Origin of the sequence: uncultured Psychromonas sp., assembly GCF_947489755.1 — a bacterium.
GTDB lineage: Bacteria > Pseudomonadota > Gammaproteobacteria > Enterobacterales > Psychromonadaceae > Psychromonas.
This window is the reverse complement of record NZ_CANLFB010000024.1, coordinates 1-15,281: the sequence shown is the minus strand read 5'-3', so window position 1 is coordinate 15,281 and position 15,281 is coordinate 1. Positions and strand designations below refer to the sequence as shown.

At 37.2% G+C, this 15,281-nt stretch carries 14 protein-coding genes; 2 read left to right on the top strand and 12 right to left on the bottom strand.

The window, feature by feature from the left end; all coding sequences use genetic code 11:
* Positions 1–284: 284 nt before the first annotated feature.
* The 7 genes from iolD to iolE all read right to left on the bottom strand — a co-directional run bounded on the left by iolD (position 285) and on the right by iolE (position 8,700).
* Positions 285–2,222 carry a 3D-(3,5/4)-trihydroxycyclohexane-1,2-dione acylhydrolase (decyclizing) gene (iolD, locus tag Q0794_RS13325; RefSeq protein ID WP_298942694.1) on the bottom strand — a complete coding sequence of 646 codons (1,938 nt, stop codon included), beginning with the start codon at positions 2,220–2,222 and terminating at the stop codon, positions 285–287.
* 662 nt (positions 2,223–2,884) lie between these two features.
* A complete protein-coding gene (locus Q0794_RS13320; protein ID WP_298942692.1) occupies positions 2,885–3,706 on the bottom strand; it encodes a MurR/RpiR family transcriptional regulator in 822 nt (273 codons plus the stop codon).
* Positions 3,707–3,777: 71 nt separating this feature from the next.
* Complete coding sequence (locus Q0794_RS13315) at positions 3,778–4,605, bottom strand: class II fructose-bisphosphate aldolase (protein ID WP_298942690.1); 828 nt, start codon at positions 4,603–4,605, stop codon at positions 3,778–3,780.
* 12 nt (positions 4,606–4,617) lie between these two features.
* The gene (locus tag Q0794_RS13310; protein ID WP_298942688.1) at positions 4,618–5,457 is read right to left on the bottom strand and encodes a 5-deoxy-glucuronate isomerase; all 840 of its coding nucleotides are present in this window, start codon (positions 5,455–5,457) and stop codon (positions 4,618–4,620) included.
* Between the two features lie 53 nt (positions 5,458–5,510).
* Entirely contained in the window at positions 5,511–6,509 is a 999-nt protein-coding gene (iolC, locus tag Q0794_RS13305) for a 5-dehydro-2-deoxygluconokinase (protein ID WP_298942686.1), read from the bottom strand.
* Positions 6,510–6,519: 10 nt separating this feature from the next.
* Positions 6,520–7,698 (bottom strand): Gfo/Idh/MocA family oxidoreductase, encoded by a 1,179-nt coding sequence (locus Q0794_RS13300; protein WP_298942684.1) that lies wholly within the window; start codon positions 7,696–7,698, stop codon positions 6,520–6,522.
* Between the two features lie 108 nt (positions 7,699–7,806).
* Positions 7,807–8,700: a myo-inosose-2 dehydratase gene (gene iolE, locus Q0794_RS13295; RefSeq protein ID WP_298942682.1), complete on the bottom strand. Its 894-nt coding sequence runs from the start codon at positions 8,698–8,700 to the stop codon at positions 7,807–7,809.
* Positions 8,701–9,299: 599 nt separating this feature from the next.
* Here iolE and iolG point away from each other — a divergent pair.
* Complete coding sequence (gene iolG / locus Q0794_RS13290; RefSeq protein WP_298942681.1) at positions 9,300–10,283, top strand: inositol 2-dehydrogenase; 984 nt, start codon at positions 9,300–9,302, stop codon at positions 10,281–10,283.
* Between the two features lie 121 nt (positions 10,284–10,404).
* On the top strand, positions 10,405–11,232 hold the full coding sequence (locus Q0794_RS13285) for a sugar phosphate isomerase/epimerase family protein (RefSeq protein ID WP_298942679.1): 828 nt from the start codon (positions 10,405–10,407) through the stop codon (positions 11,230–11,232).
* 94 nt (positions 11,233–11,326) lie between these two features.
* On the opposite strand, the gene Q0794_RS13280 is transcribed toward Q0794_RS13285, so the two are convergent.
* The 5 genes from Q0794_RS13280 to Q0794_RS13260 form a co-directional block, all read right to left on the bottom strand.
* Positions 11,327–11,791 (bottom strand): RES family NAD+ phosphorylase, encoded by a 465-nt coding sequence (locus tag Q0794_RS13280; RefSeq protein WP_298942677.1) that lies wholly within the window; start codon positions 11,789–11,791, stop codon positions 11,327–11,329.
* On the bottom strand, positions 11,788–12,237 hold the full coding sequence (locus Q0794_RS13275) for an antitoxin Xre/MbcA/ParS toxin-binding domain-containing protein (RefSeq protein ID WP_298942676.1): 450 nt from the start codon (positions 12,235–12,237) through the stop codon (positions 11,788–11,790). The genes Q0794_RS13280 and Q0794_RS13275 overlap by 4 nt, the downstream gene beginning before the upstream one ends.
* Positions 12,238–12,949: 712 nt before the next feature.
* Positions 12,950–13,687 carry a TIGR02391 family protein gene (locus tag Q0794_RS13270; protein ID WP_298942674.1) on the bottom strand — a complete coding sequence of 246 codons (738 nt, stop codon included), beginning with the start codon at positions 13,685–13,687 and terminating at the stop codon, positions 12,950–12,952.
* 124 nt (positions 13,688–13,811) lie between these two features.
* Positions 13,812–14,825 carry a RelA/SpoT domain-containing protein gene (locus tag Q0794_RS13265; protein WP_298942673.1) on the bottom strand — a complete coding sequence of 338 codons (1,014 nt, stop codon included), beginning with the start codon at positions 14,823–14,825 and terminating at the stop codon, positions 13,812–13,814.
* A 204-nt stretch (positions 14,826–15,029) separates the two neighbouring features.
* Positions 15,030–15,281 (bottom strand): transposase (locus Q0794_RS13260; protein ID WP_298942671.1); only part of this gene is annotated, 252 nt, incomplete at its 5' end.

The following is a 15,281-nucleotide window of genomic DNA, read 5'->3' as shown; positions in this document are numbered from 1 at the left end:
TTAGAGGAGTAAATATAGAGTAGAAAATAATGGATGATTGAAAGTGTTTTAGCATAAAAGAATGCAAAAAAAAGATGGTGAAATAGAGACTTATCTATTTCCATTTAGATCATTTATTTAATGTAACCGGTATTATACACAAAGCTTTTTCAGCAAAGTTTTAAAAAACATTAAAAAAATCCCCAATATTAGCCATATTGGGGATGTGAGATTGAATTGTCTCTCCTTTTTTGAATAACTACCATGCAAGTAAGCTATTAATAAAGGCTGAGTAATTAGTTATCTTAATATTGGCGAACACTCTTAGCCATTTTAGTCATACGCACAGCAGCCTCTTCAATAGCCGGTTTATCTGCGACTTCAGCAATACCGCAACGCCACCAAGACTCATAACCATGGGTCATCGTTTTAGGTAAGACTTTAATATCAATCAAAGTAGCAACCGTTTGTTTTTTAGCATCTGCAAGTGCAGCAACTAACTCTTCTTCATTGCGAACGGTATAAGTGACACAACCATAACTTTCTGCGTTTTTAGCGAAATCAACCGGCACTGACTTACCCGTTAACTTCCCTGTTTTAGGGTCTCTGAAACGATTTTCTGTTCCAAAACTGCCCATTCCGTTATCCATTTGCAGGTTGTTAATACAACCAAAACTCATATTATCTAATAATAGAATATCGATTTTAATCCCTTCTTGAATGGCCGTTTGTAACTCCGAATGCAACATCATATAAGAACCATCGCCTAATAACGCATAGACAGGCTGATCTGGACAAGCGATTTTAGCGCCAATAGAAGCAGCTACTTCATACCCCATGCATGAGTAACCAAACTCCACATGATAAGTATCTTTTTGTTTCGGACGCCATACGCGCTGTAAGTCAGCAGGCAATGAACCAGCAGCTCCCACCACAATCGCATCATCGGATAGTGTTTGATTTAAAAGACCTAACACACGTGTTTGTAATAGTTTAGATTGCAAAACATCAGCGTATTCATCAAGGATCGCATTATCTAAATGCCCTTCAACTTCAGGCAAAAACTTCTGATCATCATAATTAACATTATCAAGGCGATTAAGCTCAGTAGCCCATACTTGACGAGCCGTTTTAATTTCATCTGTATAACCAGAACGGTAATTTTCTTTTACTAGTGCATCAGACAATGCGCTTAATGCAGCTTTTGCATCAGCAATCACACGAATACCATCTAATTTATACGCATCAAAGCTCGCTACATTAATATTAATAAAAGTCACATCAGGGTTTTGATATTGGGATTTTGATGCGGTTGTAAAATCAGTCATGCGCGTACCGACGCCAATAATAATATCTGCATCTTTCGCTAACACATTAGCAGAATAAGTCCCTGTCGCACCAATACCACCACAGTTTAATTCATGGTCAAAAGGCACTGCACTTTTACCTGCTTGGGTTTCGCCAAAGGGAATATTAAACTTTTCTGCAAACGCTTTAAATGCATCGTGAGCTTCAGAGTAACGCACGCCACCACCACAAATTAACAAAGGTTTTTTCTTACCTTTAATTGCCTCAACTGCTTCAGCGATCATCGCTTCAGAGGCAGGACGTCGTTCAATACGGTGAACACGTTTTTTAAAGAAGTGTTCAGGGAAATCATACGCTTCACCTTGTACATCTTGCGGGAGTGAAATTGTTACAGCGCCTGTATCGGCAGGGTCAGTTAACACTCGCATTGCATTAATCATTGCGGTCATTAATTGCTCAGGGCGCATCACTCGATCGAAATATTTAGAGACAGGACGAAATGCATCATTAGTTGAAATAGAATAATCATGAAATTGTTCTATTTGCTGAATAACAGGATCAGGTTGTCGCGAGGCATAGACATCACTAGGCAACAATAAAACAGGAATACGATTGGCAGTTGCTGTTGCTGCTGCCGTGATCATATTCGCACAGCCAGGGCCTACTGAAGCACTTACCGCATATATTTTTTTTCTTTTCTGTTGTTTGGCGAACCCTACAGCAATTTGTGCCATACCTTGCTCATTACAACCTTGATGTACAATTAAGTCACCTGGATCTTGTTCTAATGCTTGCCCTAACCCGAGCACATTCCCATGACCAAAAATAGTAAACACACCATGTACAAATTTTTCTTGTTGGCCATCAACCTCAACATACTGTTGGTTTAAAAACTTTACTAAGGCTTGTCCGGTAGTTAATCGAAAGGTGTTCATATCTTTGCTCCAGTGTATTAATAGTTTTCACAAACTATTCAAAATAAAAAATGCAAAAAACAAAATAAAATAGAAAATAAATTTCAAAACGTAATGTATGATATTAATGAAATGGAATGATTAATAGAGATTTGGTATAAAAATGTTAAACCCATCATATTATATTATTCACCAACAAAAATTAACAACATAAGATGTTGTTTTAAATCAAAAATAAAACAACTCAAAAAAGCAAGAACACCTGGGACGGCACTACTTATTTAAAGTGAAAACTTAAAGTCATGTTCAATAAAAATCACAAGGCAATAGAAGTTAAAATATTAAAAAATTCAAATTCAACTAAAATAGAAAATATTTTTCAATTAATAAGTATCCATTCCATTGACAAAAATTATCACTAAGATATGTATTACTTTAGTCAGTAAAATAGAGAAAATATTCATTATCTTTGGTATAAGATATTGACAAAAAGGAGGGATAAAATAAGTGAATAAATAAAAATAAGGAAATAAGAAAGAAATAATCGCAGGAGTATTAATTAATAATATAGATTAAACACCACTTTCATTAACTCCCCTTTTTTAAGGAAGTTAATGACTACAATATCCAAACTGATAACACAGAAAGTCAGTTAACAAATGAATAAACAGCGTGTGAAGTGGTTATAACATTAAACCAACAGCTAAAGTCTGAGCAATAAACATCGCACTAGTTAAAGAACGAAACCCTAATACATCGTTTTCAACAATCTCAAAACAGATATCTGCTTTTCGACCATATTCACTCATTTGGTGGTCAGTAATAGCCACAATCTTAGCGCCAACTTTATCAGCTCGTTCGATGGCAGAAATAGATTCCTGCGCATGCGGTTTAAAAGTCGTTATCAATAGCAGATCACTGTCTTTCATCTGTTTTAGCATCGGTGAACTCATGCCACCCGCCCCATCTAACAGCACGACATTTAAATCTTCTTTTACCAACATATACGAAAGATAACTAGCAACAGGGTAAGCTCGGCGTACACCTTGCACATAAATAGTCCTGGCGTTTGCAAGCAACTTAATTGCATCTTCTAGCTTAGAAGGCGAGATCCCTACCAAGACATCTTCCATTGCTTTAATATTTGAATCCCCTAAACTTTCAAATATGCCTTGAATAGAGTCAACTTGCATTGAGCCTTCTTGCTTGGCTCTTTTAATACGTTCTTTATAATCACGCGGCTTATGAAAATACTGGTCACTGAACAATAATTGCATTTTACTAAAGCCATCAAAACCAAACGTATTTGCAAAACGACTTAGAGTAGAGATTGGAACACCAGCTTTAACTGAAATGACAGACATGGTTTCAAAAGCCACGACCATCGGCTCTTCACTAATAAAATCCGCAACTTGTTTAAGACGATTACTTAAACTGTCATAATGTTCAGCGAGAATATCTTTAAATATGTCTAATGTGGTGGCAACTTCAATTTTCTTTGGCATTTTTTACTCTCAAAAAAACACCTAAGTGGATCCTTAGGTGTTATCGTATGAAGAATATCTAATTAAGCAGTCTAGGACAATAATTTAAAGCACCTAATAGCCTCTTCTCTAACATGAGGCATCGCTTTCTTCATAAAATAAAGGCGATCGAACTTATCCTTTTCAGCATTCATATAGTCACGTAAATTATGACCTAATGCTTGACGTAAAGAAGTACCAATATTAAATTTTGAGACTCTGGTTTTTTTCAACTTCAAAATATCTTCATCTCTTATGCCACTTGTGCCATGAATAACTAAAGGTTTAGAGACTAATGCTTCCACTTTTTTTAATAATTCAAAATCAATAACACTCGTTGGTTCAGTTAAACGATGCACATTACCAATAGACAGAGCAATACAATCTAAATCACTTTCTTCGGCATATTGCTGAGCCTCAGAAGGGCTAGTATCAATTGTTTTAATATGGTCACGACCTTCTTGATAAGGAACGGATCCAATCTCACCTTCAACACTAACACCACATGCATGTGCTACTTCAGCCACCTTTTTTGTACGTGCAATATTATCGGCAAGTGATAACTGAGAACCATCAAACATCACTGAGCTAAAGCCTGCTTTAATTGCTTGATAAACGATATACTCTTCATAAGTGTGGTCTAAATGTAACACTACTTTTTGAGAACTATTTTTTGCAATTTCGTTAAACATAGTTGCCGCAACAACCGGGCCATAGAAATCGATAACATCTTTATTACATGCCAAAATAACAGGCTTTTTCACTTCTTCCGCCGCATCAACAACAGCCCTTGCATCTTCATAACCAAACACATTAAAACAAGGTACTGCATAGTCGCCATCGGCGGCCTCTGGTAACACATCATTCAAATTAACAAGCATAATAGAATCCTTTTATTTAAATTTATTTACCATATCTTTGATACCAGGGATCGTGTGTACTTGATATTCATGATGAGGGTCAAAATGCTGAACCAATGATTTAGATGTTTTACCAACAATAATAGTAAAGTAATACATTTCATATCCAGGTGCAGCAACACTTGGGTGGTAACCTTTATCGATAGAAATAACGCTACCAGATTTAACGTGATACACCGGACCACAATCGTCTTCATGTTCATAAAGAAACTGTGCGCCAAAGCCTTGCCCTGGATTGAATTGGAATTGATAAACTTCTTGATAATTCGTTTCTAATTGACCACGGTCACAGTCATGTTTATGCGCAGGGAAACCAGACCATCCACCGGCACCTACTGTAAATAATTCGCTCACTAATAAACGACCACGCTTATCCGCATTGGCTTGGCCAAGGACATGTTTTATTTTTCGATGTGTTTTCGTATCGTCTGAGCCGTATTGCAGTTTATCAACGGTAGTAATGGCAAAAGGTGTTAAGACTTCATCATAAAGGCCACCAGCAATCATCACTGTCGCTTCTTCACTATCACAGGTAATCTCTGCCGTCATACCAACGGGAACATAAACAGACTCAGGGTCTCCCTCCCAAATACAGGCACGCTTGCCGATATTAGGGAAAGATTGGTCGCCAACAACAATAGAGCAAGTACCTCCTCCTAAAACGATAACACTTTCGTAGCCAGCCACTTGGTGTGTAAATTTTTCGCCTTGTTTTAACTTCACAGGATTAAAAAAACATAAAGGCGTCGTATCATCATTTACGTCAATAATCGGTTGATTCTTATTGTCAAAAGGTGCGATGTGCTTTCCCATAGTAATATCCTAATTAGTTTAAATTGTGAGTAAATTTAATTGATATTCGCGTCTTAACGCGATGCTTGTTCAAATTTTTCAATAAAGCTTTCAAGCTCTTGTTTAGTAGGCATAGCTTCAGTACAACTGGTACCGCTAACGTTAATGGCAGCCGCTGCTGAACCATTACTAACGCCTTGCTCCAATGTGCCACCGTGCGTTAATGTCCAAATAAGTGCGCCAGCAAAAGAATCACCTGAACCGAACGGCTTTTTAGCTTCAACTCTATAAATACCTTGTTCGAATTGATGCCCATCTTTGCAATAAACACGTGAGCCTAACTCCCCTGCTTTAACAATCACTATCTGGGAATTACCAGTTAAAAAGCGTTGAGCAGTTTGTTCGTCATCGCTATTGCCCGGCGCAACCACTGTTTCCATCATGTCGAACTCTTCACGGTTACCAATGACGATGTCTGATAAATTTGCAGCAATACCGTAATAAATAGAGGCATCAACATCTGTACGCCAAGTCTTTGGACGGTAATCCACATCTAATACTACAATCGTGCCGACGCTACGTGCATACTGCATCGCTAATAATGTTGCTTCTCTACTTGGACTAGCTGACAACGCTGTCCCTGTAACAATGAGCGTTTTACTTTTTTTAATATAGTCAGGGTCAATTTGTTCTGTTTTTAACATTAAATCAGACGCATTATTTCGGTAGATCAACACATCACAATCAGATGGTTTCATTTCCGTAAAAGCAACTGACGTACGAGAACCACTGTTATCAACCATCATGCCATCAAGGTTAATCCCTTGCTTTTCTAAGTAACCTTGTACGTAACGGCCAAAGGAATCATCGGCAACACAACTAATAAAGCCAACGTTTGCGCCCAACTTGTTAATTGCAACAGCAATATTGGCAGCAGAACCACCTACGTATTTATCAAAACCTGTAATATCAGCAATATCAGTGTTCGCTTCACGCGCATACAAATCAACACCCGCTCTTCCTAAAACAATCGCGTCTAACGTTCTATCTTGTAAAAAATTTATTTGAGTCATTTACTACTCCTTAATCTTTATAATTAACCCATTGCGATCCGTTGTCTGCAGACTCAACACACTTTTCACATAAGCGAGTACCTTCAATACCAGCCTCTACTCCAGGGAACCACATAGTTTCTAATGCAGCTTGATCGTTACGTTCAGCTGCATCAAAAGCATGCGCAAAACGAGCATATAAATTAGCCCAAGATTCAAAATAACCTTCGGCATGACCACCACCAACACGATTACAAGAAACACCTGGATCATCTTGATACAAATACCCCATACCACGGTCTAAAATTCGTGGGGCTTCACCTTGTACTTCATAACGCAATTGATTTGGAAATTCATCCCACCATTCTATGGATGCTTTAGAGCCTACTACTCGAATTTTTTGTTGATGCATTGATCCTGAATTCACGGCTGATGCCCAAAGAGTACCAACAGCGCCACCTTTAAACTTCAGCATCACATGTGCGTTATCTTCCAATGGTGCACGCGACTCGATAAAGCTTTGACGCATACAGCATAAACTTTCAACTTCCATCTCAGTGATCATTTCACAAAGATAAAAAGCATGCGTACCGATGTCGCCTATTACGTAAGTTGGGCCAGAGGCTGCAGGTGTTACACGCCACTTTAAACTTGGATCATTTTTTTCATATTCTTCATTATGAAAACCATGGGCAAACTGTGCATTTACAATACGGATATCACCCAGATCACCACGACGCACCATCTCACGGGCTTGATGAATCATAGGAAACCCTGAATAACCATACATCACGCCAATCAAACAATTATTCTCTTTAGCGAGCGCTTTTAATTGATAAGCTTCAGCAGTCGTGAAGGTTAATGGTTTTTCACAAACTACATGTAACCCAGCTTCTAATGCCGCTTTGCAAATTTCAAAATGAGTGCTGTTAGGTGTTGCAATTGAAACCGCTTGAATACCATCCTCACGACAACTCTCTTGCGCAAACATCTCTTTATAAGTTGAATAAGAACGGTCTTTATCAATACCTAAATTCACCGCAAAATCTCGACCACGCTCAGCATCGAGATCAAATGCCCCCGCAACTAACTTAAATAAACCATCACGCAATGCAGCGTTTCTATGAGAATAGCCAATTTGACTACCGCGACCACCGCCAACCATTGCCCAACGAATAGGCTGTTTTAAATGACTTTCTTCATTAAACATTTTGCTCTCACATCTACTAAATGATAAAAATTAAGCGCGAAACAATGAAATATTAAAAATTAAACCGTTCAGCGCTAACTTCTTACTAGAAACACCACATTTAGCTCATTACAAACCAAACTTCTCTGCATAACCTGAGATATTTTTATAAGCCGTTTTAGCGAACTCTAACGGATTAGCTTTTGCAGGATCTTGCTCAGCCTCCACCAACAACCAACCTTCATAATCACGCGCTTTTAATGCAGTGAAAACATCATCATAATTAACATCCCCTGTACCAGGTACAGTGAATACACCATCTAATACCGCATTTAAGAACGATTTATCAGCTGCGCGTGAGGCTTTCATAACTTCTAGACGAAGGTCTTTAAAGTGCATATGCCCGATACGATCACCCCAACGATTGATAATGTTGACAGGGTTACCGCCACCATATGTAATGTGGCCAGTATCCAGCGTTAAAAATACCGAAGGTCCAGTGGCTTCCATTAATGTATCGATGTCTGCTTCTGTTTCACAAATCGTTCCAACGTGGTGATGAAATGAAAGTTTAATGCCGTGTTCATTTAATAAGTGGTCTGCAACAATAGTGATTTTTCTACCGTACTCAGCCCATTGCTCAGCATTTAAAATGACACGCTTAGAGACTGGAATGGCAATATCACCATGCACTGAATTACTTACTTCGCCATATACCATGGCTTTACAACCTGCAGCTTTTAGTAATTTAATGTGCGTTTGCATTGCTTCAATTTCTTGCTCAGCCGTATTGGTCATTAAATTACCGCTGAACCAACCTGACGCTAAGACTAAACCGTGACGTTTAAGTAAAGGCACTAAGACTTCAGGCTCTCTTGGATATTTAGTACCTAGCTCTGTACCTGTAAAACCTGCTTCAGCCATTTCACTTAAACACGTTTCTAGTGGGATATCCCCGCCTAGCTCTGGCATATCATCATTGGTCCAAGTTAACGGGCTAATACCATATTGCACTTTACTCATACTTATCTCCGGATTAATTGTGATTACTAAGTTTAATTTAACGTGCAAGTTTTAAATCCTAATGAGTATTGACTTGCCGCCAGACAAATCGAATATACGTCAAACAAATCAGAATGAAAATATTTTTTCATTCATAATTGGCGCTTTATCAATTTTTTTTGAAAAAATTTTATTGACCTCTCATTTTAAGATGAAATAAAAAAGCTTACGCAAAATAAAGACAAAAACTAAACCAATAAAAAACAATAACTTAAAGTTAAAACCAATAATTTACCGCATCCTCCGTGATATGGTTAACGTTTCAATAAAAATAAATAACAAAGCAATAGCGGTTTCATAAAATAAACAATATCATCAAACAAACCATAAAAATGAAAAATATTTTTCTATTTTTCATTTTACTTAATACGTATAAAGAAAGGGTATTTTTTATCTTTTAAATGCCATAAATCTTCACCTCAGTAGAGCGGGTTAAAATGGGCAAAGCTAAGTACCTGCATTATCAATAAAAACTCCCGGTGTAGGAGAGTATTGAAAAGTGCATTAACTTAAAATACGACTAAAAAATTGACAGAACATGACACTTTAAGGAAAACAGTATGTTTAATATTGCACTATTTGGAGTTGGAAGAATTGGCCGTATTCATGGACAAAATATCCATGACCATGCACAAACAAACGTGTATTCGGTGATTGACCCTTATGTTGAGGGACGTGAAGAGTTATCAGAAAAGTATGATGCCAAAATTCAAACCACTGAAGAAGCAATGGCTGATCCAAATGTACATGCAGTTTGCATCTGCTCAGCAACAGATACCCACGTTAACCTAATTGAATTAGCAGCCCAACACGGTAAAGCTATTTTCTGTGAAAAGCCTATCGACCTTGATTTAGCTAAAGTTCGAGACTGCTTAAAAATAGTCGACGCTAATAACTCTATTCTATTTATTGGTTTTAACCGCCGCTATGACGCGCACTTTAATGAGTTAAAAGCACGTTTAAATGATAAAGCTATCGGACAAGTTGAATCATTAATCGTGACGTCACGCGATCCTGCCGCGCCACCAGCGGAATACGCAAAAACATCAGGTGGTATGTACAGAGATATGACTATTCATGACTTTGATATGGTGCGTTATTTAATGAATGCTGAGCCAACAAGTATCAAAGCCTATGGCAGTTGCATGGTCGATCCTGAAATAGGAAAGGCAGGTGATATTGATACTTCAGTCATTGTTTTAACCTTTGAATCAGGCGCGATTGCCACCATCAATAATAGTCGACGTTCAGGCTACGGTTACGACCAACGCATAGAAGTACATGGTAGCAACGGCATGTTAACCGCAGGTAATATTACTGAAAACTCCGTGAAACAATTCGGTGATCAAGGCGCGGTAGAAGCCAACCCTGAATACTTCTTTTTACAACGTTACGCAGGCGCTTATAAAAATGAATGGAATCACTTTGTTGAAGTACTAGGCGGTGCTAAATCTTTATCTCCCGGTATTGATGGAGAACGAGCATTAGCATTAGCCGATGCTGCTTTAATGTCATTAACAACCAATAAAACAGTTAAATTATAACCTCAAGGTTATTCAATACTGTCAGTCAACTCAACCTTAAGAAAATAAGCATTAATACTTTATTTTCTTATATAAATTAAAAAGACAACTTGAATTCAAGTTAAGTAATTTTGGTGATTTTATGAAATTTGCATTACACGGCATGTGCTCTTTATATAACAACGTGGTCAGTGACATTCGCCTTGCAGAAGAAACTGGCTACCAAGGACTAGAAATTCACACTGAAAAATTATGGCGATATATTAATGCAGGCTTTACCAGTACGGACTTAAAAAGAAGATTGGATAATGCCGGTATTAAACCTTCAGCCATTGATATCGTTGGGCGCGTTGAAGCACCCGATAAAGCCACTCAACAAGCCGTATTTAAGGAAGTTGAAACCTTATGTCAATTTGCACATGACATTGGCGCGCCAACGATTCAAGTTAACTCATTTGAAGCACTGAATGGCCTGTCAGTTGAAGATAACATCAAAATTACCGCACAAAATATTGCGCACATAGCAGACATAGGTAAAGAGCATAATATTCGTTTCCAATTCGAAGGCGCAGCATGGACACCTATTGCAAAATTAGATGACTATTTCAGATTACATGATGCCGTCGGTCGCGATAACTTTGGATTTGTTTTAGATACCTGGCACCTATGGTCTTGCCGAGGTGCGACCTTAGATCAAGTTGCCAAAGTCGATAAAGAGCTTATTTACAACATACATATTTCCGATGGTCTGCGACCGGGTGTAAACCAACCATGGGTTGATGAAAAAGAGCTACGCGGTTATTTGATTGGCGAAGGCGAAATCCCACTACAAGAATGGATTGATGCTATTCAATCAACAGGTTATGACGGTTTCTACTCTGGTGAGTTTTTAAATGATCAACTGTGGGAAGGCGACCATTATGACACCGCAGAAAAAATGCTAGCAGGCATGAAAAAATTAGTTAAATAAATATTTATACACCCTTTCCCTGTTGGCTTCATTGTCGTTTACCTTCGACCTTGAAGCCTTTTTTATAGGCTGAATTCAAGTAATAAAAGTCTATTTATTTAACTAACCTTAAGTCCATTGAAAACTCCAACTTAGTGGCTGTTTTCAATATTTCTTTAAACTTTGGATGGTTAATATTAATGATGTAGTTCATCTCTCTTATTGCAATCGTAGAAGGGATAGACAACGCAACACTACGATGACTAGATAGCCAGTCATCGCCAATTTCAGCGGTTTCTTGTGGAGCGGGATCTTCACGCCAATTATCAGGCAAATTATGTTCATTTAAAAACATAATATCTTCATCTTGAATTTCAACAACATACAATTCGTAATCATTAATGATTTGCGTATTATTCAAATGAACCAAAACCTCTAATATTGCCAGAGACTCTGATCCTGCTAAATACAAACAGGACTTACCTACACTATTCCATCGACCACCATTTAATCGAGCGCCTTCTCCATCAAAGGCAGTACTAGACCATTTTTTCTTAACTATTCGATAGGTAGTAATCATGAAAAGACGCCGTGCTCAGCTCTGTTAATAAGAGTTAGAACGGCAGCTGTTTCTGCTCCTGTTTTTAACATATTAATCGGCTTTTTATTCCCCAAACCTTTGACTGGACTATTTAACCATTCTCTAGCAGCCCCAGCATCTTGCTCAAATAACTCAAGAGCGGCCTTAAACACTTCAGCGAATCGAAATAAACGGTCACTTTCATCTTTAGAAAAACGACCTGATATTGCTCTACGAGCTAATGATGCACTGGGGATACGAGCAGCGCTTGATACTTGCTTTCTCTCTAAACCAGTCACGCTAACTAAATTAGAATAGACATCATAAGGCAATCCTTTATTAAGCGCTTCATATAAACCAGTACCCCGCGAAGGAATACCTACTTTACGCCAATACCCATTAGGTTTACTCGGTTTGAATTCTCTACCTTTAATTGTAATTTCCATAGAAACCTCTCAATTGATATAAATTAATCATATCAGTTGATATAATAATGGCAAGTTTAATAGAAAAATCCTGAGATTCACAAATAATAAGTGAGTTAATAAATACAATCCTACGACAATAATGGATTGATGCTATTCAATCGACAGGTTATGACGGTTTCTACTTTGGTGAGTTTTTAAATGATCAACTGTGGGAAGGTGGCCATTACGACACTGCAGGAAAAATGCTAACAGGCATGAAAAAATTAGTTAAATAAATATTTATACGCCCTTTTTCTGTTGGCTTCATTGTCGTTTACATTCGACCTTGAAGCCTTTTTTATTAGCGAAATAAAAACGCTATCTAATCATTAATAACTGTTGTGTTGAAAAATACAAAAGATAAGTCTTAACCTCGTTCTTTTCCTTTTTTTTGTTGGTTTCCTTCGTGTTCTTCGTGAAGCGAAGCGCTTCGTGGTTGCTTTATTTTTAAGGTCAAAAGCGGATTAACCACGAAGACACGAAGGGTTAAGAAGGTTAAGAAGGTTAAGAATTTAACTTCAGGTTATTTTAAGTCGTTATTAGTAAAGTATAAACGTTGATTAAATTTTATGGATGCCTTGAACTTTTAACAACCTTTATAGGTAAGTTCTACAGTCTCAACTCCGCGTTAAACGGATAAAACTGTGGGTTATAATATGTAGCTAAGCGTAACCAACTGCTTTTATTACGTTTAAACGCCTTTTTGTACCTTTACGTACACTGAACTATCAAGTTGTCTAAATAAATAAGACACAAACCCAAGTAAATCGAGACAGTCCTGTTTATTTATAGGCCAATCAATTGCAGGCTCATGAGCAATGGGATTACGTATTGCCTGCATTAAACCTGCGGATAGAAATTTTATGCCATTCTGAGTATTTTTGTCTGTTTCAGTTTGACATGGTGTTACTTTAAGTACGCCATTATCAGCCCCCCAAACATCAAGCATTAATGCTTGGCCATCTTTAGGAGAAATAGACTTACTTTGAACCAATTTATTATAAACCTTACAAACCTCAAAAATAGCATGAAAATAATGCCCTTGAAGAAATAAATTTTTTACATGTTTTATAATCTCTGGGTGATATGAACGAGACATAAATTCCGAGAGTAACTCCTTATTAACAGCTGATGAATTTAAGCCAGCACTATCTAATATTTTTTCCAATGCCTCAATATGCTCATCAGGACAAATTTTACGACAAAATGATATTAGTAATTCAGTTCTTTTCGTTGATTCCATTCTATTTTTGGCTAAAGATAAGATCCAATCATGCACTGCCTGTGCTCTTACAGAAGTAATAGAGCCATTCGCAAAAGATTCTTGCCTAATCCCAAGAGTCGCTTGGCCAATACGGTTAATTTGATTTACCGAAGTTTCATACTTTAGTAGATCCCCCACCTCGATAGCAACCAATCTATAATTCATATAGCAAACCTTCCCTAAAGACATAATGCAGCATTAAGCGGACTAAAATAGTAGGTTATAATATATAGCGAACGAAACCTAACCCACTGTTTTAGTAACGTTTTAAATACCTTGTTAAATTACTTTATCGTAGGACACGACCTAAATTATTCATAAAAGTACGCGTGTCAGCAAAATAATTTGGATATGCAATCCTAAGATTTTTTAAGTCATTTGTTGATACAAGTGCAGCTTCAGCACCAATGACGGCTTTACACCTTTTCTCTGCAGCAAGATAATCATCACCAGCTTGTTTAAGTAAATTTGTCGGATAACTTCTAATATTAATTTTTCCTTCTGATGGATTGAATTCCATCAAAAAATATGAAGCCCATTCGTGTTTTTCTTTGTCTATATGGTTAGCTGTTACAACACAAGCTTGAATAAAAGGAATTGCATTAACAGCATCTGCAAGCTGCTTTAAATCAGATGGTGACTTAGAGAATTTCATCCCCTCTTCAATATATTGAAAGTAATTAGAAACTAAATCAAAGAAATCTAGCCACGCTACACTTCCTTGGCTAGATTTTAACGATTGAGCAGTAAAAGCCCCGACAACCTCTACAGCTGTAGCCCAACTATGTTGAACTGCAGTTCTAATCTGCATTTCAATTTGCAAACCATTTAACTTTTCATACTTCTTATTTTTATATATATAAATTAAGTGATAACCACGATAACCACCTAGTTTAGGTTCTTTAATATAATCTTTTTCATTTTTAAATTCTGATAATATTCTTGAACCTTTGACCCGTTTGACAACTTCATACACATCACTAACACTACTAACTACAGCTCGGCAACCACCTAAATCTTGCATTCTATCTAGGCGCATTGAAGAGAAGCGTTGCAATTTACTGACAATAGAAGGAACTCGTTTAATCCTTTGCCCAATCAATGCCTTAGAATCTACTAATTTAGAATTTTTTTCTAAATGCAAGCGTATTTTTTCAAGCGGGTATGAATGGGACAGCCTCCAATTATTTAAGATATCTAAAGCTTCAGCTTCTAATTCACATTGGTTTTCATAACATTCAGCTAATGTTTTACCTGCTCTCATTACTGCTTTTTTTGATGTTGTAGGCTGAACGACTGCCACTATATTCTCCTAGTAATTTAACGAGGCTGTAGAATTTCTCATTCTCAGCCTGAATTTTAATTATAAAAACACAGTATTTTATATTTACTTGAGATTCAAATAGATTATTGAATTTTCAATAAATGATTGATTAAATTGAGTTGTAAAGACGTTTATGAGGGTAATTAGACTGTATTATTGAGGCTAAAGGGCTTTGCCCTTGGCTTAATGTAAACTATTCCTTAACTTCTCTATATTATGAACAAGGCAGTACATCTGCCACTGCGTATTCACTTTCTCTTGGCCGCGCAGCGTAAATTTATTCATGCCTTTATTTACCGTTATATTTCCAAATACGGGTTCAATGGCACCTAGCCGTTTACTGTATTCTCTTCGACCTGGACTGCTATCTATTTTGGCTCGCATTTTATCCGTATACGAGATAGTTTTTCCTTTAGTGTTTGTTTCAAACTGGAC

Coding starts and splice junctions, on each gene's coding strand:
- Q0794_RS13300 (WP_298942684.1), bottom strand. CDS start 7,698: ATGTTTAATGAAGAAAGTCATTTAAAACAGCCTATTCGTTGGGCAATG.
- Q0794_RS13270 (WP_298942674.1), bottom strand. CDS start 13,687: ATGAATTATAGATTGGTTGCTATCGAGGTGGGGGATCTACTAAAGTAT.
- iolE (WP_298942682.1), bottom strand. CDS start 8,700: ATGAGTAAAGTGCAATATGGTATTAGCCCGTTAACTTGGACCAATGAT.
- Q0794_RS13275 (WP_298942676.1), bottom strand. CDS start 12,237: ATGGAAATTACAATTAAAGGTAGAGAATTCAAACCGAGTAAACCTAAT.
- iolC (WP_298942686.1), bottom strand. CDS start 6,509: ATGACTCAAATAAATTTTTTACAAGATAGAACGTTAGACGCGATTGTT.
- Q0794_RS13280 (WP_298942677.1), bottom strand. CDS start 11,791: ATGATTACTACCTATCGAATAGTTAAGAAAAAATGGTCTAGTACTGCC.
- iolD (WP_298942694.1), bottom strand. CDS start 2,222: ATGAACACCTTTCGATTAACTACCGGACAAGCCTTAGTAAAGTTTTTA.
- Q0794_RS13315 (WP_298942690.1), bottom strand. CDS start 4,605: ATGCTTGTTAATTTGAATGATGTGTTACCAGAGGCCGCCGATGGCGAC.
- iolG (WP_298942681.1), top strand. CDS start 9,300: ATGTTTAATATTGCACTATTTGGAGTTGGAAGAATTGGCCGTATTCAT.
- Q0794_RS13285 (WP_298942679.1), top strand. CDS start 10,405: ATGAAATTTGCATTACACGGCATGTGCTCTTTATATAACAACGTGGTC.
- Q0794_RS13310 (WP_298942688.1), bottom strand. CDS start 5,457: ATGGGAAAGCACATCGCACCTTTTGACAATAAGAATCAACCGATTATT.
- Q0794_RS13320 (WP_298942692.1), bottom strand. CDS start 3,706: ATGCCAAAGAAAATTGAAGTTGCCACCACATTAGACATATTTAAAGAT.